Origin of the sequence: Candidatus Nitrosopumilus sediminis, assembly GCF_000299395.1 — an archaeon.
Taxonomy (GTDB): Archaea; Thermoproteota; Nitrososphaeria; order Nitrososphaerales; family Nitrosopumilaceae; genus Nitrosopumilus; species Nitrosopumilus sediminis.
This window is the reverse complement of record NC_018656.1, coordinates 247,738-269,815: the sequence shown is the minus strand read 5'-3', so window position 1 is coordinate 269,815 and position 22,078 is coordinate 247,738. Positions and strand designations below refer to the sequence as shown.

At 32.8% G+C, this 22,078-nt stretch carries 27 protein-coding genes and 2 tRNA genes; 20 read left to right on the top strand and 9 right to left on the bottom strand.

Going from position 1 to position 22,078, the window contains the following annotated elements; all coding sequences use genetic code 11:
• The first annotated feature begins 81 nt into the window (after positions 1–81).
• Complete coding sequence (locus tag NSED_RS01635) at positions 82–1,434, top strand: cation diffusion facilitator family transporter (RefSeq protein ID WP_026090017.1); 1,353 nt, start codon at positions 82–84, stop codon at positions 1,432–1,434.
• Here NSED_RS01635 and NSED_RS01630 read toward each other — a convergent pair.
• Entirely contained in the window at positions 1,431–2,609 is a 1,179-nt protein-coding gene (locus NSED_RS01630) for a ZIP family metal transporter (protein ID WP_014964502.1), read from the bottom strand. The genes NSED_RS01635 and NSED_RS01630 overlap by 4 nt on opposite strands.
• A complete protein-coding gene (locus NSED_RS01625) occupies positions 2,599–3,627 on the bottom strand; it encodes a multicopper oxidase domain-containing protein (RefSeq protein ID WP_026090016.1) in 1,029 nt (342 codons plus the stop codon). The genes NSED_RS01630 and NSED_RS01625 overlap by 11 nt, the downstream gene beginning before the upstream one ends.
• A gap of 159 nt (positions 3,628–3,786) precedes the next feature.
• Between NSED_RS01625 and NSED_RS01620 the strand changes: the two genes are divergently transcribed.
• Positions 3,787–4,293, top strand: coding sequence for a hypothetical protein (locus NSED_RS01620; protein ID WP_014964500.1), 507 nt, complete (start codon positions 3,787–3,789; stop codon positions 4,291–4,293).
• Here the strand turns inward: NSED_RS01620 and NSED_RS01615 are convergent.
• Positions 4,285–4,596 carry a helix-turn-helix domain-containing protein gene (locus NSED_RS01615; RefSeq protein WP_014964499.1) on the bottom strand — a complete coding sequence of 104 codons (312 nt, stop codon included), beginning with the start codon at positions 4,594–4,596 and terminating at the stop codon, positions 4,285–4,287. The genes NSED_RS01620 and NSED_RS01615 overlap by 9 nt on opposite strands.
• Positions 4,597–4,681: 85 nt before the next feature.
• On the opposite strand from NSED_RS01615, the gene NSED_RS10400 reads away from it, so the two are divergent.
• The 4 genes from NSED_RS10400 (at position 4,682) to glmS (ending at position 7,978) form a co-directional block, all read left to right on the top strand.
• The gene (locus tag NSED_RS10400; RefSeq protein WP_016940040.1) at positions 4,682–4,834 is read left to right on the top strand and encodes a hypothetical protein; all 153 of its coding nucleotides are present in this window, start codon (positions 4,682–4,684) and stop codon (positions 4,832–4,834) included.
• Between the two features lie 123 nt (positions 4,835–4,957).
• Positions 4,958–5,527, top strand: coding sequence for a 30S ribosomal protein S13 (locus tag NSED_RS01610; RefSeq protein ID WP_014964498.1), 570 nt, complete (start codon positions 4,958–4,960; stop codon positions 5,525–5,527).
• A 9-nt stretch (positions 5,528–5,536) separates the two neighbouring features.
• Complete coding sequence (locus tag NSED_RS01605; protein WP_014964497.1) at positions 5,537–6,169, top strand: 30S ribosomal protein S4; 633 nt, start codon at positions 5,537–5,539, stop codon at positions 6,167–6,169.
• Positions 6,170–6,220: 51 nt separating this feature from the next.
• Positions 6,221–7,978 (top strand): glutamine--fructose-6-phosphate transaminase (isomerizing), encoded by a 1,758-nt coding sequence (glmS, locus tag NSED_RS01600; RefSeq protein WP_014964496.1) that lies wholly within the window; start codon positions 6,221–6,223, stop codon positions 7,976–7,978.
• Here glmS and cobT read toward each other — a convergent pair.
• Genes cobT through NSED_RS01585 form a run of 3 tightly spaced genes read right to left on the bottom strand, consistent with a single transcriptional unit; the run spans position 7,965 to position 10,290 of the window.
• Positions 7,965–9,029 carry a nicotinate mononucleotide-dependent phosphoribosyltransferase CobT gene (cobT, locus tag NSED_RS01595; RefSeq protein WP_014964495.1) on the bottom strand — a complete coding sequence of 355 codons (1,065 nt, stop codon included), beginning with the start codon at positions 9,027–9,029 and terminating at the stop codon, positions 7,965–7,967. The genes glmS and cobT overlap by 14 nt on opposite strands.
• 8 nt (positions 9,030–9,037) lie before the next feature.
• A complete protein-coding gene (locus NSED_RS01590; RefSeq protein WP_014964494.1) occupies positions 9,038–9,646 on the bottom strand; it encodes an MBL fold metallo-hydrolase in 609 nt (202 codons plus the stop codon).
• Positions 9,643–10,290, bottom strand: coding sequence for an NAD(P)H-hydrate epimerase (locus tag NSED_RS01585; protein WP_014964493.1), 648 nt, complete (start codon positions 10,288–10,290; stop codon positions 9,643–9,645). Before NSED_RS01585 ends, NSED_RS01590 begins: the two co-directional genes overlap by 4 nt.
• Before the next feature lie 73 nt (positions 10,291–10,363).
• On the opposite strand from NSED_RS01585, the gene NSED_RS01580 reads away from it, so the two are divergent.
• Complete coding sequence (locus NSED_RS01580; RefSeq protein ID WP_014964492.1) at positions 10,364–10,978, top strand: translin family protein; 615 nt, start codon at positions 10,364–10,366, stop codon at positions 10,976–10,978.
• An 11-nt stretch (positions 10,979–10,989) separates the two neighbouring features.
• Here the strand turns inward: NSED_RS01580 and NSED_RS01575 are convergent.
• Positions 10,990–11,077 (bottom strand) — tRNA-Leu (locus NSED_RS01575).
• A 50-nt stretch (positions 11,078–11,127) separates the two neighbouring features.
• Between NSED_RS01575 and NSED_RS01570 the strand changes: the two genes are divergently transcribed.
• From NSED_RS01570 to NSED_RS01530, 9 genes are read left to right on the top strand one after another with little or no spacing between them, the layout of a single operon-like run.
• Positions 11,128–11,364, top strand: a complete 237-nt coding sequence (locus NSED_RS01570; RefSeq protein ID WP_014964491.1) for a DNA-directed RNA polymerase subunit N — start codon at positions 11,128–11,130, stop codon at positions 11,362–11,364.
• A 1-nt stretch (position 11,365) separates the two neighbouring features.
• Positions 11,366–12,604, top strand: coding sequence for a phosphopyruvate hydratase (eno, locus tag NSED_RS01565; RefSeq protein WP_014964490.1), 1,239 nt, complete (start codon positions 11,366–11,368; stop codon positions 12,602–12,604).
• Between the two features lie 7 nt (positions 12,605–12,611).
• A complete protein-coding gene (gene rpsB / locus NSED_RS01560; protein ID WP_014964489.1) occupies positions 12,612–13,235 on the top strand; it encodes a 30S ribosomal protein S2 in 624 nt (207 codons plus the stop codon).
• 24 nt (positions 13,236–13,259) lie between these two features.
• Positions 13,260–14,201 carry a mevalonate kinase gene (gene mvk / locus NSED_RS01555; RefSeq protein WP_014964488.1) on the top strand — a complete coding sequence of 314 codons (942 nt, stop codon included), beginning with the start codon at positions 13,260–13,262 and terminating at the stop codon, positions 14,199–14,201.
• A 23-nt stretch (positions 14,202–14,224) separates the two neighbouring features.
• Positions 14,225–14,977 (top strand): isopentenyl phosphate kinase, encoded by a 753-nt coding sequence (locus NSED_RS01550; protein WP_014964487.1) that lies wholly within the window; start codon positions 14,225–14,227, stop codon positions 14,975–14,977.
• Positions 14,970–15,620 carry an isopentenyl-diphosphate Delta-isomerase gene (idi, locus tag NSED_RS01545; RefSeq protein ID WP_026090015.1) on the top strand — a complete coding sequence of 217 codons (651 nt, stop codon included), beginning with the start codon at positions 14,970–14,972 and terminating at the stop codon, positions 15,618–15,620. Before NSED_RS01550 ends, idi begins: the two co-directional genes overlap by 8 nt.
• The gene (locus tag NSED_RS01540; RefSeq protein WP_014964485.1) at positions 15,607–16,587 is read left to right on the top strand and encodes a polyprenyl synthetase family protein; all 981 of its coding nucleotides are present in this window, start codon (positions 15,607–15,609) and stop codon (positions 16,585–16,587) included. Before idi ends, NSED_RS01540 begins: the two co-directional genes overlap by 14 nt.
• Before the next feature lie 21 nt (positions 16,588–16,608).
• A complete protein-coding gene (gltX, locus tag NSED_RS01535) occupies positions 16,609–18,318 on the top strand; it encodes a glutamate--tRNA ligase (protein WP_014964484.1) in 1,710 nt (569 codons plus the stop codon).
• Positions 18,319–18,324: 6 nt separating this feature from the next.
• Positions 18,325–19,194, top strand: a complete 870-nt coding sequence (locus tag NSED_RS01530) for a fumarylacetoacetate hydrolase family protein (protein ID WP_016940037.1) — start codon at positions 18,325–18,327, stop codon at positions 19,192–19,194.
• On the opposite strand, the gene NSED_RS01525 is transcribed toward NSED_RS01530, so the two are convergent.
• Complete coding sequence (locus tag NSED_RS01525; protein WP_016940036.1) at positions 19,186–19,974, bottom strand: GNAT family N-acetyltransferase; 789 nt, start codon at positions 19,972–19,974, stop codon at positions 19,186–19,188. The two genes, NSED_RS01530 and NSED_RS01525, sit on opposite strands and share 9 nt — an antisense overlap.
• 39 nt (positions 19,975–20,013) lie before the next feature.
• On the opposite strand from NSED_RS01525, the gene NSED_RS01520 reads away from it, so the two are divergent.
• From NSED_RS01520 to NSED_RS01505, 4 genes are read left to right on the top strand one after another with little or no spacing between them, the layout of a single operon-like run.
• On the top strand, positions 20,014–20,322 hold the full coding sequence (locus NSED_RS01520) for a Rieske (2Fe-2S) protein (RefSeq protein WP_014964481.1): 309 nt from the start codon (positions 20,014–20,016) through the stop codon (positions 20,320–20,322).
• A gap of 36 nt (positions 20,323–20,358) precedes the next feature.
• The gene (locus NSED_RS01515) at positions 20,359–20,628 is read left to right on the top strand and encodes a stationary phase-response protein (RefSeq protein ID WP_014964480.1); all 270 of its coding nucleotides are present in this window, start codon (positions 20,359–20,361) and stop codon (positions 20,626–20,628) included.
• A 25-nt stretch (positions 20,629–20,653) separates the two neighbouring features.
• Complete coding sequence (locus NSED_RS01510; RefSeq protein ID WP_014964479.1) at positions 20,654–21,415, top strand: class I SAM-dependent methyltransferase; 762 nt, start codon at positions 20,654–20,656, stop codon at positions 21,413–21,415.
• Positions 21,416–21,455: 40 nt separating this feature from the next.
• Positions 21,456–21,803, top strand: a complete 348-nt coding sequence (locus NSED_RS01505; RefSeq protein ID WP_014964478.1) for a hypothetical protein — start codon at positions 21,456–21,458, stop codon at positions 21,801–21,803.
• A gap of 9 nt (positions 21,804–21,812) precedes the next feature.
• Here NSED_RS01505 and NSED_RS01500 read toward each other — a convergent pair.
• Positions 21,813–21,884: transfer RNA gene (locus tag NSED_RS01500), tRNA-His, on the bottom strand.
• Positions 21,885–22,078: the final 194 nt, after the last annotated feature.

The following is a 22,078-nucleotide window of genomic DNA, read 5'->3' as shown; positions in this document are numbered from 1 at the left end:
ATTTTATCACAAATAATGTTGTCGTATCAGTTCTTCTTAGAAAACGGTAATAGGTGATTCAAATAATCAAAAAGAATGGGAATATTTGTTCAAAGGACCAGAGTGTTACAAATTTCACTTTTAGCCATTTTTTCAGCATTTTTAGTAGAATTAATTTTTGGTTTAATTTCAAACAGTCTTGCATTAATTACAGACAGTATTCACGCTTTGTTAGACAGTGTAGTTACGGTTGTCTTATTGTTAGCAGCAAGATGGGCAATAAAGCCCCCAGATGAAGAACATACGTATGGTCATGGAAAGATTGAGTCGCTAGGAGGATTAATTGGAGGAATAGCAATTTTTCTGATTGCTTGTTTTTTCATTTACGAATCAATCAACAGATTGCAAAGCCCACCACCAAGTATCTTGCCAGGATTGTTTGCAATTATAGGCGGTATTTACACAATAGGTGTTGACTTTTTTAGAATAATTCTTCTAAAGAAATCTATTAAAAAAATTGGTGGCGCTACACTAAAAGCAGATTTTTATCATGCATTCATGGATCTTGGTTCGACTTTAGTTGCAATTATAGGAATTGTTTTAGTTGCATATGGATTGTATTTTGGAGACTTTGTTGCAGCATTAATTTTAGGGGTATTATTAGCAATACTTAGCATTAAACTAGTATACAAAACAGCATTAGATTTGACGGATGTAATTTCTCCAGAACTTGTAAAAAAAGTTAGAGAGATTTCATTATCAACTGAAGGAGTAGTTGATGTAGGATCAATACTCATGAGAAAATCAGGAGATACAATTTTTGCAGATGTTACCATCTCATTAAGAGGAGATACAAGTTTTGATAAAGCTCATGAGATTAGCGATGGTGTAGAGAGAAACATAAAAAATAAAATTTCAAATGCGTCTACTACAATACATTTTGAACCTAATTGGGAGGATGTCCCATTAGATGCAAAAATCTTGGATATTGTAAAAAATGTAGAGGGAGTTAAAGGGGTTCATAATGTCAGTACACATAAAACAAAAGGGAAAACATATTCTAATCTACACGTAATGGTAGATAGAGAAATTAATCTTTCATCTGCTCATAAAATTTCTGAAATAGTTGAACAAAAAATTCAAGAGCAGATTCCAGAAGTATTTCATGCCACTATCCATTTGGAGCCATTTGTAACGGTTCCAAAAAATTTCAATGTTGAGGATATTGAAACAGAGAAAAGAATTAAGGCAATATTAGAAAAATATCCAGACATTAAGAAAATTGGAAGAATATTATCATTGAAGTTTGAGAATATTCTCAAAATAGATATAGACTGTTCATTTGACAAAGATTTACCAATTGAAAAAGTTCATGATTTGACATCTGAAATTGAGCATATTATTAGAACAGAGATAAAAAATTCTGTAATTACGATACACCCAGAGCCATATTAGATTAAGATACTAGTAAGATACATGATCACCATTCCAACTGCAAACCCAGAAGCCATGGCAGCACTTGAGAGATTTTTGTCACCCTGTTCTCGAATCCACTTTAAAATGGTAATTATAACTTGAAATATTGCACCTGCTCCAATTGATAAAAACACAACTGATGTGAAAGGAGAATAAACAAATCCACCAATCCAGGCTCCAAAAATAGCAGGAGCACCAGCAATTAATCCCATGACAGCGAGTTTTCCAATTACATTTTTTTCTCTAGACATTGGTGCAGCTATTGCAATTCCTTCAGTCGTATTATGTACTGCAAAACCTATAATCAAAAAGGTGCTAAATGCAATAGATCCTAAACCAACTGCTGCACCTATTGCAAGTCCTTCCCCAAAATTATGCAACCCAATTCCAATAGATATCATCAATGCAATTGCAACAGGTTTTGTGATTCTAGATGATTTTGCTCTACTTACTAATTTTTCACCAGTATAGTATAATCCAAGAAAGGACAAAATTAAAACAGTTGCAACAAGCATTACTCCGTTAAAGCTACCTGCAAGACTTTCATTTGAAACCTCTAGTGCTTCTTCAATAGAATCAATTCCTAAAAATAATAATAGTCCAGCAGTTAGTGCCAAAAAGAAATGATATTTTTGTTTACTAATCCTTTTGATAAATGGTAACCAAAGCAATCCAATCATTACTGGAATTATTCCGACATAGGTTCCAATAATTGCAAAAAATCCTAAAAGCTCAAGGCTTGGTTCTAATGCAGGAGCTGCCGCTTCAATTTCTTTTTCAAATCTAGTTCCATCCTCAATTGTAATTCCAATTCTATAAGGCTCTGCCTCATTCCATTCAAAAGGAATTCTAACTAGAGCAGTTTCATATCGTTCTAGGTATCTGTCAGGTTCAACAGCTGCTGGTTGTATCCTATCATTAATGTCTGCCATTGCAATTTCTACAGATATTGGACCAGTGTTTCTAACTGTAACTTGAATTTCGGAATCAAGAAAATCAACTTTTTCCATAGTTATCTCAGGCAATGGAATACCCAAATCTAACAATTCAGATCCAGGACCAAAAATGTATGCAACCAAGACGATTAGAAAAATAAATGGGATTACACCACTAGCAATTAATTTTCCTTTTGAGGATTTTGTACTAACTTCCATACCCCTCAGACTCTACACCTTTTTTGTTTTCATTTACCATGAATATTCCAATCCAACCTTTTTCTGAGAATTCAACTTTGTGTGCATGGAACAAGTATTTTCCAGGATATTGATACTCAAATTCCATGATTCCACGCTCAGTTTGAGATAAAGTAATCATATCAGTATAAAATGATGGGACAACATCAGTTCCTGTTGGATAGTATTTGTATAGATTACCATGCAAGTGGAGATTATTAATTGGATCAAACTCTACCATGTTAACTACATAAACTCGAATTAATTCATCAGTGCTTATCTGAATTGGGTGATGTTGATAGTAAAATGGAATTGTATTTGCAGCATAGAAATTATTTTCAGTGTCAAAATCCGTATCCAAACCGTTTAGAACCATTACCATTTCATCAGCAGGAGCACGTCCTTCTTTTGGATCAACGATAAAGACCCCATAGAGACCATGAACAATGTGTTCCTCTAAAGGCATCACATGGCAATGATAAGGATGAACACCAACAGGGCCTGCTTCAAATTCATAAAAAAATTGTCCACCATTTCCTCCTACGGGTTCAAACACTCCATCCATTCCAGCAGGATGGATTCCATGAAAATGCATGGTATGTTCTTTTTCTCCGTTGTTGATGAATTTGATTCGTACAATATCTCCTTCTGTTGCTCGAATTGTAGGTCCTGGAACTGTTCCATTAAATGTCCATACATTGTAAAATATTCCAGGAGAAACCTCCATTATTTTATCATCATTTGCAATAATTGTAAATTCTCTTAGGGTAGTACCATCTTCAAGTTGTGAAATTTGCCCATAATTGAAATCCCGAAGATATTCCATTGGATCAAATTCTACAGTTGCACTAGTGTATAGTGGATCTAATATTTCTCCTGAAGTTTTAACAACTGCTCCTGAATGAGTTACAAATGTTTTAGGTTCTGATTGAGCGTCAGAGAAAGTTGGAAAGAATGCGATTACCGAAAATACGATAACTAATGAGAGCAATAAAATCATTGCAGATGAACGACGAATTCTCAAGATGTGTAAAAAAAGGCAAATTCATTATTTAAAGTTACCCTAAGCTAACTTTTTTAGCCCAATCTAACTTTTTTATCCATTCATTACAAATTTGAAAAAAATTAGGTTTAAAGTAAAGAAAATCATCCTGAAACTGTGCAGAAATCAGGATTAATTACAGTAATTTTTGGATTATTGATAGTTGCAGGATTAGCAGTATCTGTAGTTGAAAATCAAATGACATTGGAAGGAATTAATCAAGGAAATGGCAAAGTAAGCTCAATCGAGACAGTTACAGTTTCAGTAAATATTGATAAAGAAACTACACCTGTTGGAATTTTTGCAGTGCAAGTAATGGAATTTAAGGAAAATACGATATCTGCAAAATTATTAGACCCATCAAATATTGAAATAATTTCTGAAAAAGTAAATGATGAGATTCTTGAAAAAGAATTTGATGTGTTTGAATCAGGAACTTATCAATTAATTATCGAGAGCAATGTAGATGACGAAATTTATGTTACAGGTGCAATTGGACCGCTTCCAGATACAGGAAAAAAACTTATTCTTTCAACTATATCCCTATCTATTCTCATTATCGGAATGATAGGACTTGTAATAATTGGAATTTTTGGTATTAAAAACAGGAAAAAATCAGTTTAGATAACTGTCCATTTTTTCCAATCCACTAATAGTCGCATCAAAATTATCACCATCCTCAATAATACTTGATAATTTCTCAGAGTTAGCTTTTAAGATACATTTTTCATCATCAGAATCTTTTAAGACAAATTCATGTTCAATCAAATATGATAGCCTTTGAAGAACTTCGGATTCTGAAATTGATGTTTGTTCAGCCAGAAAAGAACATTCTTTTTCGCCATCCTCAAGTTCTGCTAAAATGGAAGCAGTCGTAGGATCGAACATACAATCTACAATTTTTTCACGATCAAAGGTCTCACTCATAAGGAAATAGAAAAGTTTTGAATGTTATAACTTTTTGATATGTTTATTCCAATAAGATAATTAGTAAAAAGATCTCAATAAAAATATGCAAAGACTCTGTAGTAAAGATCCATCTGGAAAAGGAATACACTGTTTTTGTGTGGATATTGATGCTCAAAGAGGGGTAAAAAAATGCTGTAAATGTAATCAGTGGAATGTTCAAGGGAATGACTGGACAAATGACGAGGACTTTAGATAAAATAGTTGAAAAATACACTGAAATCAGGCATGATGAATAGTTCACAAATGGTTATATTTGAAAAATCATCTAATTTGGTGCCTAGCATGGTTTTTATCGGGGATTCTTTGAATTTTTGAATACTTGAGCGCACAAGAATATAGACACATTGTCAGAATTGTAGGAAACGATATCCGTGGAGAAAAGAAAATGGTTATCGGATTGACCCAGATTAAAGGTCTTGGGTACAACTTTGCAACTGCAATTCTTGATACTCTAAAAATTAATCCAAATTCCAATATCGGAAACCTTACTGATGAAAATGTTCAAGCAATTGAGAAATTAATTACAGATCCAATTGCAAGCAATTTTCCAAGTTGGTTCCTTAACAGAAGAAAAGATATTGAAACTGGTGCAGATTTACATTTGTTAACATCAGATATTCCATTTACATTAAGAAACGATATTGAAAGAGAAAGAATTACTGCAAGTTGGAGAGGCTATCGTCATCTAAGTGGTCTTAAAGTCAGAGGTCAAAGAACAAGAACTTCAGGTAGAAAAGGTGGAGCAGTAGGAGTAGCAAAAGGAGGAATGGCAGCTCCAGTTAAGAAAGGAGGAGCAGGTGCTCCAGCAGCTGCAGCACCATCTGCAGAAGCTCCAGCAGAAGGAGCACCAGCAGCTGCAGAAGCTCCAGCAGCGGAGAAAAAAGAATAGGTGTTATGAATGGGAGATCCAAAATATCCACGTAAAGTATGGAGGAAACCAAAAAGACCTCTTAATTATGAATTAAAAATGGATGAACTGAAAACTCTTGGAACATTTGGATTAAGAACTAAAAGAGAATTATGGAAAGCACATACAGAACTATCACGTGTAAGACATCAGGCCAGATCATTACTTGCATTAAGACAAGAAATCAGAGCAGAAAAAGAACCAATCTTAATGAACTCTCTTGCAAGGATAGGTTTGGTAAGTAGTGATGCAACATTAGATGATGTACTTAACCTAAATGCAACAGATTTACTTTCACGAAGATTACAAACTATTGTCACAAAGAAACTAGGATTCAAAACACCATATCAAGCAAGACAAGCAGTTATTCATGGCCACATTATGATTGGTGAAAGAAAAGTCAACATTCCATCTTATACCGTTACAGTTGATGAAGAGAATAGTGTTCATTTTGCACCAGAATCAAAAATTCCAGAAATGCTAGAAAAGACAAAGAAAGAGGAGCCTGTAGTAGAGGCTACTGAAGAAGAAACAGAGGGTGAGGCACCAAAAGAGGCCACGGAAGAGAAAACAGTTGAAACACCGGCTGAAGCCCCAAAAGATGAAACTTCTTCAACAGAATAATCGAAAAAATAGGCTTATCAGTAAATAACCCCAATATCAAAGAGAATCACAATGTGTTCAATTATAGGATATTATGGGAATAAGACAGCATCACCAATAATCGTCAAGGGATTAAAAAGAATGGAATATCGTGGATACGATAGTGTTGGAGTTGCAACAGAATCAAATCATCAAATTGAATTAAAGAAAGGAATTGGGAAAGTAAATGAAGTAAATTCAAAAGTTCAGTTAGATTCACTTCCTGGGAAAATAGGTATAGGACATACAAGATGGGCAACACATGGAAAAGTTACCGATTTTAATGCACATCCACATCAAAGTAATTCAGGAAAAATTGCCATAGTGCATAATGGGATTATTGAAAATTTTGAGGAATTAAAGAAGAAATTACAAGATGAAGGATATAATTTCAAAAGTGAAACAGATAGTGAAATAATTGCAAATTTGCTGCAAAAACATTATGAAAAAACAAAAGATGTCAAAGAAACAATTATGAAAACTGTTTCTGAAATTAAAGGACATTATGCGTTTGTTGCAATGTTTGAGAATGGGCAACTTGCAGCAGCAAGATTCCATGAACCATTAATCATAGGAGTTGGGCACGATGATTTCTTTTTGTCAAGTGATGTTTTAGGATTTATTGAATTTACTGATGATGCAATTTATTTAGAAAATGGAAATTTTGTTATTTTAGATGAAAACAAATTTCAGATTTTAGATTTTCATGGAGAACATGCAAAATATGGAATAACAAAAGTATCTAAAGAATTTGGAGATGCATACAAAGGAGATTATGCACATTTTACATTAAAAGAAATTTACGAACAACCTGAAACTGTCTTAAAAGCAGGAGAGAAAACTATGGAAGCAATTGAAAAAACTGCAGATTACATAAAAAATGCAAAAAATATCTATGTGACGGGAAGTGGAACCAGTTTCAATTCGGCATTAATTGCTAAGCAAATTCTATCAAAATACGTCAAAATTAAAGCAGAGCCAGTAATGTCAAGCGAATTACAATTTTCACCAGACAGCATAGAGGAAAATTCCATCATCATTGCAATATCTCAAAGTGGAGAGAGTGCAGATGTCTTAGATGCAGTAAAAATCGGAAAGCAAGCAAATTGTAAGATTATTGCAATTGTTAATTTAATGACATCCTCACTTGCACGTGAAGCAGACGTAGTAATTGGAATGAATTGTGGGCCTGAAATTGGAGTTGCTGCAACAAAAAGTTTTACATCACAACTGGTGATATTATATAAAATTGTTCAAAAACTAAACAATGACATAACAATAAATTTTGAAAATTTCTCTAAGTCAGTTCTAAAAATATTAGAAAATCCAAGAAAAATTCAGCAGATTGCTAAAGAGTTAAAGGAAATTTCAGACATTTACATTTTAGGCAGAGGAATAAATTATCCAATTGCCATAGAGACCGCACTAAAACTAAAAGAACTAACATACATTCATGCCGAAGGAATTGCAGGAGGAGAATTAAAACATGGACCTCTTGCATTGATGGATTCAAGTGTATTTGTGATAATTATCAATCCAAATGATTCAACATATTCAGATACTCTAACTAGTGCAAGAGAAATTAAAGCTCGTGGCGCAAAAGTAATTGGAGTTTCAGATATAGAAAGTGATGTTTATGATTACTGGATAGAAATGCCAAAGATTGATGAAGTGTTGTATCCAATTTCAGAAATAATTCCAATTCAGTTATTATCATACTATGCAGCACTTGAGAAAAATACAGATCCTGATTATCCTAGAAATCTAGCAAAATCAGTTACAGTGAAGTAAATAATCGATGATATTCTTTTTCTGCAATCTCTAAAAATTTTGAAGAATCATTTCCAGTTTTGATCATTGAAGAGATAATACTTCCACCAGCACCCACTCCTTCTTTTGCAAATCCTTCAGAAAATGCTTTCAAACCAGAGTATTGTGAGTTTTCCAAGCCAGGATTTACAGATATTGCAGGAATGTCAGCAATTTCTTTTACAAGACTTGTGAAATTTGCACTGTCATCATCAGTAATGTAAGAAGTTGTTCCTATTGCAGTATTTTCTTCATTAAATCCGATTTTTGATGCAAATGCCAAAACTGCGGCCATTTGCGTACCGCCAGCTAACATTACATTTGATACATTAGATGCAGAACTCAACATTCCAGCTACAAAAGGAATCATTGGATCACCTACCTTTGCTACAACACTATATGGATGATCAGAGTCTATTCGTTCCAAGGCAGAAGTAACAATTTGATTTTTTAATTCAACTGGATTATTTGGAATGCTAGAACTTACTCTGGCATCATAACCTAATGCTTTCAATACTGCTAATGCAGTGGTAGTTCCGCCAGGAATACTTTCACCAATCACCAAGCAATCAGTAAGAGAGGCCATACTTCTACCAATAATTCGTCCATAATCTACAGCATGGGATACTTGAGAATCAGTCATAGCATCTTGTGTTGAAATGTTTTTTCCAAATACCATACCAGTATCAAAGAATGGGAGTTGTGGGGAAATTTTACTTCCAGCATTAATGGTCAAATGAGGAATACTAGCAGATTCTAGTGCAGTTTTTGTAAGCAATCCAGGAGTTGGTTTTCCATCAGGAGTCATGGGAATTTTATCAATTGTTTTACAATATCCATAATGAAGATATTCAGCATCAGCAGGCGGAGTGAATTTTATTGAATCCATGTCAGCGCCTGCAAAAGTAATTCCAGGAATTTCACATGTTTCAGTATATGAAATTACAAACGAAAAAAGAAATCTTCCATTCTTTATTGATTCAAGAAAAATTTTTCCTTGCTCTACATTTCCAAACAGTTTAAAATTTTCCATTAAAATCACTAGCCCATCATATCAAGGAACTGTTGTTCAGTTCGTTTTTGCATTACATGATTAGTGATTTTTTCCTGTCCCAGAGTAGAAATCTCAGAAGATCCGTAATTATGACCAGAATACATGACTAGATTTTCATCCAAATTATATAAAATATCAAAAAGACTATGATAGAGATCTTTTGCAGAACCTCCAGGTAAATCAATTCTACCACAATTTCCTACAAATAGTGTGTCACCTGAGAAAATTTTTCCATCACCAATAAGACAAATACTATCTTGGGAATGACCAGGAGTGTGAAGTACTTTTAATTTTGAATTTCCAAATTCAATAAAATCCCCATCCTTTACTGAAATATCATGTTTTAATTCCGAATTTTCATGTTGAATAATTGGAGCTTTAGTAGATTCAGCCATTGCTTCATTTCCTAATGTGTGATCAAAGTGATGATGTGTGTTTACAATGTATTTTATTTTCAAATTGTTTTTTTTAATTATCATTTCCAATTCAATTAAATCCCAAGAAGGATCAATAATAATAGATTCACCAGTATCTTCATCCTCTACAATATATGAAAAATTCTGCATGTTTCCCACTTGAATTTGGTGAACTTTCATAGTATACCCTCTTCAGCCTCAGGAGGAATTCCAATTTTTTCAACAAATAATTCACCTGTCAAATCTTTTCTTTTGGGAATTCCTTGTTTCATTTTGTGAAATGTTACTGTCATATCACATTTTGTGAAAATATTTGCAGTTTCTCCAGTTTGTGGATCTAAGCCAGATGGAACGTCAACTGCAAATTTGTAGCAATCAGTTTCATTAATGTAATTTATTGCAGACGCATAAGGTTCCCTAATCTCTCCAGATATTCCAGTTCCTAGAATTGCGTCAATTATAATATCAGGTTTGAAATCAAATTTCAAAGAATTTCCAGATAGTAGTTTTACCGAAGGCATTTTTTGTAAAAGAGACCAATTCCAATTACTCTCCTCGGTTTTTATTTTATTAGAATTGCCAAGGAGCATTACAGTTACTTTTGCACCATATCCTGTAAGATGCCTTGCCATAACCAAACCATCACCCCCATTGTTTCCCAATCCCACAAAAATCAGAATATTTTTGGATTTAACATCTCCAATTTTTTCAAGTAATCTTTTAACTGCAGCAGCTCCCGCATTTTCCATCATGAATTTTTTCAAGAATCCCATATCGTGTCCTTTATTTTCAATATTGTACATTTGATCAACTGTGATTTCCATATCTTTCATGAAATTATATCTAAAATAAGAGTTTGGCAAACGGCTTTATCCTAGTTTCAAAACATGTGTAAGCATGACATTAAAAAACGTAAAACCATCATTGAATAAAATTGCAAAGGATTTAGGAGATACCCAAGATGCTAGAGAATTTTTATTAAAAAATACAAGAGAAATTGTGATTCTTTGCAGTAAATCAATTATTGCAGTTCACAAAGGAGATTTAAAAACTGGAAAAAACAATCTAAAACAAGCAGAGATATTATTAAAAAAATATAAGAAAAAAGCAACAGAAGGGTTGAAAAGATATCTGATTACACCAGAGCAGGAATTTGTAGAGGCTGCATGTTTAATTGCAATTGTGGAGAGAAAAGAAATTCCATCAGACAAAAAATTGGCAGTCATGCCAGAATCATATGTCTTAGGATTGCTTGATTGTGTTGGAGAACTGAAAAGACAGGTATTTGATAAAATTAGAATAGATAAGATTGATGAAGCTACTAGAATTTTTGAAGTGATGGAGAATTTGTATCTTCAATTATACACTTTCTCAATGTATGACAAAGTAGTAAAAGAAGCAAGAAGGAAAATTGATGTAAATAGAATTCTAGTTGATGATGTTAGATCGGTAATAACTGAAGAAAAAAGAAGAACTGAATTAATCAAGATTTTACAAAGATTAGAGAGATAATTGAAAATCAGTGGTGCGGACGATGGGATTTGAACCCACGAACTCCTGAGAGACTAGCCCCTCAAGCTAGCGCCTTTGGCCAGGCTGGGCGACGTCCGCAAAGAAATTTTCTTGTATGGTTTTTATAATCCTTGGTTACTTTTTTGTACGTGTTAATTCCTGTTAGATGTTTAACTTGTGGAAAATTAATTGCAGACAAATTTGATGATTATCAAAATAAAATTAAAGCAGGAGAAGATCCTACAAAAACTCTTGATTCTTTAGGGGTTGAGAGGTATTGTTGCAGAAGAATGCTTTTGACTACTGTAGAAACAATACAACAGGTAATTCCATTTTACGAAGCAATTCAGAGAAGAAAACAAGAAGTTCAATCTGAGTTAGAATAACTTGGCCAAGATCTCTTCAATTGAAGGACGTATTCTTTACAATAGTAGAGGCAGTAAAACAATCGAAGTAGATGTAAAATCAGATAACCAGTTTTTAGGAAGAGTATGTGCACCGTCAGGTGCAAGTGTAGGAAAATATGAAGCAGTTAGCTTTCCAGATGGAAAACCAGAAAAAAGTCTCAAAATCTTAAAAGAAAATTCTCAAAAATTTATCGGATTAGAATCATCAGATCTGAGAGGAGTTCATGACGTTCTAAAAAGTTTAGACGATTCTGCAAATTATTCAGTTGTGGGAGGAGCCTTAGCTTTTGCAGTTACAATTGCTTCAATGGAATCAGCATCAAAGGCATTAGGAGAGCCATTGTTCAAAACACTATCATCAGAATCTTCATTCAAATTTCCATTTCCTTTAGGAAATATTTTAGGTGGAGGAGCACATGCAGGGCCTGGTACACCAGATATTCAAGAAATTTTAATTTGTGCCACAGGTTCAAAAACTATTGAAGATGCTATTGAAACTAATCTATCAGTACATAAAGAACTTCGTCGTGTTTTAGAAAAAGAAGATCCCAGCTTTACAAACGGTAGAGGTGATGAAGGAGGTTGGGCACCAAAACTAGAAAATCAAAAAGCATTAGAAATTTCTGCAAAAGCATGTGAAAATTTAGGATTTACTTTAGGAAAAGAAGTTTCGTTAGGAGTAGATTTTGCATCATCAACACAGTGGAACGAGGAAAAAGGAAAATATGTTTATGATAGGGCAGGATTTGAAAATTCTACTGGTGAACAGATAGATTTTGCGGCAAATATCATTGAAAAGTTCAAATTAATTTATGCAGAAGATGCAGTTCATGAAGAAGCATTTGAAGACATGTCAGAATTAACAAAAAGATTCCCAAATACGTTAGTTGCAGGGGATGATCTCATTGTTACAAACAAAAATATCTTGAAAAAAGCAATTGACCTAAAATCATGTAATGCAGCAATTTTAAAAGTTAATCAGGCAGGTAGTCTTTTTGATGCTCTAGAATTTGCCAACGAGGCAACTCAAAATAATATCAAATTAATTACCTCACATAGATCTGGAGAATCCACAGATTCTCAAATATCTCATATTGGTCTTGCTACAAAGTCAAAAATGCTCAAAGTAGGCATCGTAGGAGGCGAAAGAGTAGCAAAACTCAATGAATTATTACGACTATCAGAGCATGATTTAATACGCGGTATGGCAGAGATTTAAAATCATCATGAGCCAACAAACTGAAGCAACAGACATCAAGAAGAAAGTTTTAGCTACTGGTATCAGAGTAGGTACCCAAGTAAAGACAAAATTCATGAAACCATTCATCACCAAAGCTAGTCCTGAAGGGCTTTACATGCTTGATTTAGATCTAACATTAGAAAAAATTCAGACTGCTGCCAAATTCATCAATAGGTTAGGGGCTGAAAATCTAATCGTGTGTTCAGGCAGACAATATGCAGAAACTCCAATCGAAAAGTTCTGTGAAAGTTTGGGCTCAAAGAAACTACTTGGAAGATTTATGCCAGGAACTTTAACGAATCCCTCATTACCATATTACATTGAACCAAAATTAGTTTTAATTTCAGATCCACAGGTGGATGAACAGGCCATCATTGAAGCAACAAATGCAGGTATTCCAATTATCGGAATTGCAAATACAGATAACATCACATCAAATCTAGATGTGATTATTCCAGCAAACAATAGAGGAAGAAAAGCCCTAGCAACAGTTTACTGGTTATTGGTTCGTCAAGTGTTAATCGAAAGAGGGGAATTGAAAGAAGACGAAGCAATGAAAAATGAAATTGATGATTTTGAAACAAAGATTACTGAAGAAGAAATCGAGTAATTTTTAGAATTTTAAAGTATACTATTGAAATCTAAAGCTTCATCACCGGCAAAAGTGATTCTTTTTGGAGAGCATTTTGTAGTATATGGTGTTAAAGCTATTCTGTGTGCAATAAATAAAAGAATTACAGTAACTGCAGAAACAATTCAAGAAAATAAAATTTCCATAAAATCAAACATTGGGAATTTAGAGTTAGAACCCAACAAAGAAATTTCAGAAATTAATTCTCCGTTAAGACCATTTTATTATTTAGCAAATAAATTGATTAAGAATCAAAATACTGGAATTCAAGTTTATGTAGAATCAGACATCCCATTAGGTGTAGGATTAGGGTCATCATCTGCATGTTGTGTTGCAGGCGCTGCTGCAATCTCAAGATTATTCAAAAGAACATCTAAAGAGGAAATTTTAAAGCTCGCAATAGAAGCTGAGAGGACAATTTTTGAAAATACATCAGGGGCAGATTGTACTGTTTGCACATATGGTGGAATTATGGAATATGATAAGAAAAAGGGGTTTAACAAAATAAAATATGAACCCAATTTTCATCTTGTAATAGCCAATTCCGAGATAGAGCATTCAACCAAATCTATAGTAGACAGTGTAAAACAGTTTAAGGAAAAAAACGAGGATGAATTTTCCGAACTATGTAAAAAAGAATCAAAATTAGTAGAAGATGTTTCAGAATTGCTAAAAGAAAATAACATCATAGAACTAGGAAACAAAATAACAGAAAATCAAGAATATCTTGAAGTTTTAGGAATTTCAAATGAAAAATTAAGAAAGATGATTCAAATAGGTCAAAGCAAATCATTTGGCGCAAAAATTACAGGGGCAGGTGGAGGAGGATGTATTTTTGCACTTACAAATGAATCAAATTTGGAACAGACCATGAATGAATTTAAAAATAAGAATTATGATTGTTTTTCCGTAAAAATTGATTTTAAAGGACTGGATACTTTTTAATTGATCAGGTAAAGTGGAACAGCATGATTCTGATAAAATTAGGCGGTTCAATTATCACAAATAAAGAAAAACCATTATCAGTAAGGAAAAAAGCCATTGAGAATATTTCTAAAAGTTTAAGGAAAATTAATGAACCAATAATTATTGTTCATGGAGGAGGTTCCTATGGACATTATTGGTCGGTAAAATATGATATGCATACAAAAGAAAAAAAATATGATCTAAGAGGAGTTGCAATTGTTAAAAATTCAATGATTGAATTAAATAAAATCATTTTAGATTCAATGCTAAAAAATAAATTAAATCCATATTCTCTTCCACCAACAGATTTTATGTCAGGAAATAAACCCATTACTAAAAAAATTAAAGAAATTGCAAAAATTGCAAGAACAGGTTTGATTCCAGTCACATATGGAGATGCATTATGGTATGGTCAGAAAAAAACATACATTCTTTCAGGGGATAAAATAATGACCCATATAGCAAAAATACTCAAACCCAGACTTTGTATTTTTGCATTAAATGAAGATGGATTGTATTCAGATTTAAAATCAAAAAAATTAATTTACGAGTTAAAAGGTGAACGAGCAACAATTTCAGAAAACAAGATGGATGTTACCGGAGGAATGTCTAGGAAAGTGGAAGAAGCATCAAAGATTGCCAAGATAGGATTGAATGTGTTTTTTGTAAATGGAAACAAGCCTGAAAGAATTGTGAAAGCGGTTAAAAATAGGACATTTGAAGGAACATTGTTTAGAGGTAAAAGAAATGTCTGAAGAATTTGTAATTTTAGTAGATGAAAATGACAATCCAATTGGAACTGAAGAAAAAGTAAAATGCCATTTGCCTAATGGAAAATTACATAGAGCGTTTACAGCACTGTTGTTTGACAATGAAGGAAGACTGGTTCTAACCAGAAGGGCTAAGGAGAAAATGCTATGGCCTAATGATTGGGATGGAACTTTTGCTAGTCATCCAAGAGAATCAGAAACATATGTTTCCTCAGGAGAAAGAAGAATGCCAGAAGAATTAGGAATTAACGGTACTCTTGATTATCTGCACAAATTTGAATATCATGTTCCTTACAAAGAGGTTGGTTCTGAAAATGAAATTTGTGGAACATTAATTGGGGTTATTGATAAATCTACAGAACTAAAAGAAATTGAGGGGGAAATTGATGAAATAAAATGGATTTCATCAAAAGAATTACTTGCAGAATTAAAGACAAATCCAGAAAATTATTGCCCATGGATGCTCATTGCATTAGAATTATTAGAAAAATCCAACAAATCTATGCTTGAAAAGCATGCAAATGTCTTATCTACATGGATGAACAGTGAAGTTCATGATGAATTGCAAAAAGCAATTAAAATTCATCTACCAGATGACAAATGGAGATTAGTAAATGAAAAAGACTAAACAGATTGAACAAAATGCAAAAATAGTAAACAAGTATCTAAACTCAAAATTAAAAGGAAATCCAAAAAAACTCTATGATGCAGCCGGACATCTTATTGTGAATGGAGGGAAAAGACTTAGACCATACATGGTAATTAGAAGCTGCCAAATTTTACATGGCAAAATCTCCGATGCAATGCCAGCTGCAAGTGCAGTAGAAATGGTACATAATTTCTCATTAGTTCATGATGACATTATGGATAATGATGATATGCGTCATGGAGTTCCAACAGTTCATAAAAAATTTGGTATGCCAATTGCAATTCTTGCAGGGGATGTATTATTTTCAAAAGCATTTCAAGTAATTACTGATTCAAAATTACCATCAAGTGCAACCACGCAACTTGTTTCTAGACTTTCCAAAGCTTGTGTAGACATATGTGAAGGGCAATTACTTGATGTAAAAATGGCAGAAGAAAAGAAAATTCCTTCACAAGCAGAATACATCACAATGATAGGTAAAAAAACAGCCGCACTGTTTGATGTGTCATGTGCAATGGGGGCAATATGTGCAACAAATAAACCAAAAGATATTTCAAATCTTTCATCATTTGGAAGAAACTTAGGAATTGCATTTCAGATTACTGATGATCTTATTGGTGTAATGGGAGATCCTAAAATTACAAAGAAGCCAGTAGGTAATGATCTAAGAGAAGGTAAAAAATCACTTCCAATTTTAATGGCAATTAAATTAGCAAAAGGGAAGGACAAGAAAATTATTTTGAAAGCATTTGGAAATTCAAAAGTTGCAAGAACAGATCTCAATAAAGCTGTACAGGTCATAAGATCCTTAGGGATTGAACAAAATGTGAGAAAACAGGCTCTAAAATACGCAGAAAAAGCCGAGAAATCACTAGTAAAATATTCAAGCCCTGCCAAAATAGAATTAATTTCATTACTAGATTTTGTAGTTAAAAGAAGTGTATAGTTGTAATAGGTAAGAACTAGAATGGATGAAGAACTTAGGAACGAAATTCGAAAAATGGCTCTTCAAAATGCTTTTGAGCATGAAGGAGAAACTAGAGATAAAATAATTTTAGGAAAAATTCTGGGAACAAAAGCAGAACTTAGAAGTAAAGTAAAAGAAATATCTCCAGAAATTTCTGAAATTGTTTCATCAGTTAATCAGTTGTCATTAGAAGAACAAGAGAAAGAAATCAAAGAAAATTTTTCAGAGATTTTAATTCCTAAAGAGAAAATTAAAGAAAGGGAAGGGCTTCCAGAACTAAAAGATGCAGAACAAGGCAAAGTCATAACAAGATTTCCACCTGAACCTAATGGATATCCTCACATTGGTCATGCAAAAGCTGCTATCATCAATTCAGAATATGCCAAGATGTATGATGGAAAATTTATTCTAAGAATGGATGACACAAATCCAGAAGCAGAAAGAATGGAATACCATGCAGCTATCAAAGTAGGATTAGAGTGGTTAGGGATTGAATTCGATACCGTAAAAAATACATCAGATGACATGGAGATATTTTATGAAAAAGGAATTGAATTAATCAATTCAGGCAAAGCTTATGTTTGTACTTGTAAAAGAGAAGACATTAGCAAGAATAGAAGAGAAAGAAAAGCTTGCAAATGCAGTACTGAGAATATTGAAAAAAATTATAAAAATTGGCAAAAGATGAATGAGAAATTTAAACCAGGAGATGCAATTGTAAGGTTTCGTGGGGATATGAAAGCAGATAATGCAGTCATGCGAGATCCAGTATTGTTTAGAATTATTGAAGGAAAACATTACACATTAGGAGAAAAATATCGAATTTGGCCAAGTTATGATATGGCTGTTGCCATAGAAGATAGCATTGACGGAGTTACTCATGCATTTCGTTCAAAGGAGTTTGAGTTAAGAAAAGAGTTGATTGATGCAATTTTAGACGCACTACACATGAGAAAGCCTTCACAGGGATTTTTCTCAAGATTAGAATTCAAGGGAATGCCAATTTCGAAAAGAATCATCAAGCCTCTGATTGAAGAAGGCAAGGTTTCATGGTATGATGACCCAAGGTTGCCAACTTTAGAGGCATTAAGACGAAGAGGGATCAAACCGGAAGCTATTAGGAAATTCATTATGTCTTTGGGGTTAACCAAAGCAAACACCCTAGCACCATTTGATTCACTTGAAGCATTCAACAGAAAATTTGTAGATGCAGACAGTATCAGGTTATTCATGGTAAGTAATGCTAAAAAACTCACAGTGCGAAATGTACCAATATCATCAGTTGAAATTCAAAACCATCCAATTAATGACATGGGAAAAAGAAAAATTGAGATCGATGGGAATTTTTACATTTCAGGCGATGATGCAAAAAATATCGATGAAGGAACACAAATTCGTCTTTTAGGTTTAGGTAATGTATTGATCACAAAATCAGGAATAGAATTAGAAGGAGAATTTGTAGAGAATGGTGAAACTACTAACATTGTAAAAATACAGTGGGTTCCTCAAAAGACAGCACATGAAATTAAAATGGTAATTCCAAAAACTCTGTTCATCGGAGACGAATTTAATGAAAATAGTTTAGAGGAATTGGACGTTTATACAGAGCCACATTATCTACAATTAAAAGAAGGGGAAGAAATTCAATTTGTTAGATTTGGATATTGTAGAAAAGATTCACAGAATCAAGCAATTTTTACACACAAGTGATTGAGTATGAAAATAGCACGATTGTCATGTGAAAACAATGAAACATATGGTTTTGTTAAGGGAAATAAAGTATCTACAAAAGATGAAATTACATACTTGACAGGTGTGCCCATTCCTCAAAATGTAAAAGATTTTCTTTTTGATGGATGGTATGATGAAATAAAAAATAAAATTAATGATTTGCCATATGAAGAGAACCTTTCAAAATACAAATTGTTAGCACCAATTCCAAATCCAAATAAGATAATTTGTTTAGCATTTAACTATGTAGATCACGCAAAAGAGCAAGGATTACAAGCACCTGAAGATCCAGCCATCGTAATCAAACCACGGACTACATTAAACAGTACAAATTCAGATATTGCTTGCCCAGATTTTGTTACACAGTTAGATTATGAAATAGAATTAGCCTTGATTATCGGAAAAAATTGTAAGAATATCAGCATTGAGGATGCACCTAATGCAATTTTTGGATATATGGTATTCAATGATGTTTCTGCAAGAGATATTCAATTCAAGGATAAGCAGTTCACAAGGGGGAAAAGTTTTGATTCTTTTGCACCATGTGGACCATGGATTACAACTAAAGATGAAATCCAAAATCCGCAAAATCTAAAAATGACTACAAAGGTCAATGGGGAATTAAGGCAAAATTCTTCATCAAATAACATGTTTATTAAAATTCCAGAAATTGTTTCAAAAATTTCTAAAGTAATGACATTAGAAAAAGGAGACATCATTTCTACAGGGACTCCTGCAGGAGTAATGCTGAATAAACCAAATGCAGTGTTTTTAAAAGATGGGGATAAAGTAGAAATGGAAATTGAGAGTTTGGGAATTTTAAACAATACAATAAAAATTATAAAATCAAACTAGAGTTTTTTTCATTAAATGAAACGAAATTTTATATTCTAATGAATTAAAATTTGGCAATTTCTCCCTAGTTAAAATTTGAATACGTTCATAGTTTTTTTCAATACCAAAATTTTGTAAAAATGAAATAACTTCCAATGCAGATTCACTTGAATTTGAAAATAGTGTAACGATTAAAGTGTTATCAAAATGTTCCGAGTCAGTAAGAAGTGCAATGGAATTTTTTCCATTCATATCAGATTTTACAATACAGTTTTTTTTATAGAGTGACGTCAATGTTTCATCATCAAAGGGAAGCCATCTCCAGGATTTTACATAGTGGGAATAAAGTTTCAAATTGAGAGATTTTACAAATGTAACATTATGATTTGGATTGGTTTTTGGTTCTAGAGAATAGAAATTCCAAGTTTGAAAAATATTATAATTTAGAGAATTAGCCATGCATAAAGATTCAGAATTTTCAGTATCTATAAGCATGAAAGAAAAATGGAGATTTTTTTTCATCCCAATTGTTTCAGCATGCTTTACTAGTTTTGATGCAATATTATGACGACGATATTTAGGATCGATTCTAATTCCCTCGATCCAAATTTGATCTTTGGAATAAACTGCATGACAAAACCCAACTGGATATTGATTTTGGGCCAAAAACAAATTCCCTTCAGATAGCCAATAATCCCAAACATGTTCAATATAATCACCCCAAGAAAAAGTATTTTTACAGAATTTCAAAATTGGAATTTTATCCAAATTATTAGCATCTCTAATTTTTATTTCCATCATATCCAAAAAATTATTAAGAATAATTAGATAAAAACTTCAATGGGGAAAATTATAGCTGGAAAAACTTCAGATATCCAACCAGGAAAAATGATTAAGGTATCGATTGATGGAAGAGATGTTTTAGTTGCAAATATCAATGGAGAGTATTGTGCGACAGATGATTCATGTACACACTCAGGTGCAAGTTTATCCGAAGGGAAATTAGATGGTTGTACTATTACTTGTGGATGGCATGCAGCAGAATTTGATTGTAAAACTGGAAAACTAGTTAAATTCCCAGCAAAAATTAGAGATTTAACATCATACAATGTTGTTGTCGAATCAGACAATGTATTTGTAGAGATGTAACTATATACTTCTAATTTTTAAGAAAAGGTGTAAAAAATGGCTGACGATGATCAAAATAAAAAATCAATGAAAGAGGCAATTGAAACATTAGAGCAAATTACTGCAAGCAATTCAACTCCAAAAACAATTAAAAAATCAATCACCGATTTAATTACAGATCTTAATAATCCAGAATATTCATTATCAGTTAGAGCAGCAAATACAATTAGTTTACTAGATGATGTTACACAAGATCCAAACATGCCTTCATACGTTAGAACACAATTATGGCAAGCAGTTTCAAAATTAGAAAGCATAAGAGAATAAATTCTCGTTTAAAGTACTAGTTATAATGAAAATTGAAGAATATTTAGAAACACTTCCAGATAATTTACTTAATGGTGAAGACGTTCAATTGCCTGAAAAATCTTTTAGAGAAATTTTCAAATTTGTGAATTTAGATAAAGATGATATTTTCTATCATTTAGGATGCAGTGACGAAAAAGGAATCGAGATAGCCGTCAATGAATTTGGAGTGAAGAAAGCAGTAGGAATTGACAATAACTTAGAAAAAATAGAACATACAAAGAAAATTCTGGAGAATAAAAAAATTAACGCAGAATTAATTTGTCAAAACATAGAAGAATCAGAGATCTCAGATGCTTCAGTTATTTTATTTTGGTTTACTGATGAGACTGTAATTAATCAAATGATAGAAAAATTTGGAAAATTGAAACCTGAAACAAAAATAATCACAATTTGGGGACCTCTTCCAGATTGTCTTCCAGACAAGGTAGATTTTCCATATATTTTGAATAAAGTCCCATTCAAAAAAGCACAAAGCATGCAAGAACAGTTGTTGGCAATTTTTGGTGTAAAATGTGTTGATTTTGTGACAGCATGGGAATTTGCAGAAAGATATACCAAAGCAATTGGATCACCAGAAATTAAAAATGATCGATTTCTAACAATCATACAAACATTAGTAATCTGGATAAATGCAAAGAAATTAGGAGTCGTGTGTGGAGATGAAATTCCAGAATCCATTAAGACATACATCAACATTATGAAGATGCATTTTGACATAGATTTTGAATATTTATTAAAAGAATAACCTGTGTAATCCTTTTATTTTGTTTTTGTGTAAACAAAATATGGAGAATCGATTGAACATCAATGTTTCTGCAGTAGATTATGATAAAACTAGTAAAGCATTAACTCATCAGTTATCACTTTTAGAAGAAATGGTACATGGAGAAGATGATTTTGTAATGACAGACTCGGAATTTGCTTTTGGTTGGCACTTTTTTGTGTTAAGCATAAACAAATCTCTAATTGAAAAATTGGCAGAAATGATGGGTATGGATTTTGAGAAATTGAAGGGGAAAAACACAGATAAGAAATTTTTGGCATGGCTAACAAAAAATGTAGAAACTAAATCGCCCAGATTTAAGCTAGCCATAAAAGAAGAGATGGAATCAAGTAAGTTTGGAATTTTTTAAAATTAAGAGGGCCCTCGAGGGGAATCGAACTCCTGTCCGAGGATCCACAATCCTCTATACTAACCACTGTACTACGAAGGCCACAAAAAAAGAAATTTGTTTATCCAGTAATAATCTTTAAGATTTTGTTGAAAATTGGGCTGTAGATTTATTATTGACTAGTTTTGAATCTATGTATGCGAAAATGGTGGATTGCAATGGCAATTTCCATAGGACTTGTTTGGATAGGTACTAACTATTTTCTACCATGGGTAAAATGAATATTTAATCAGATT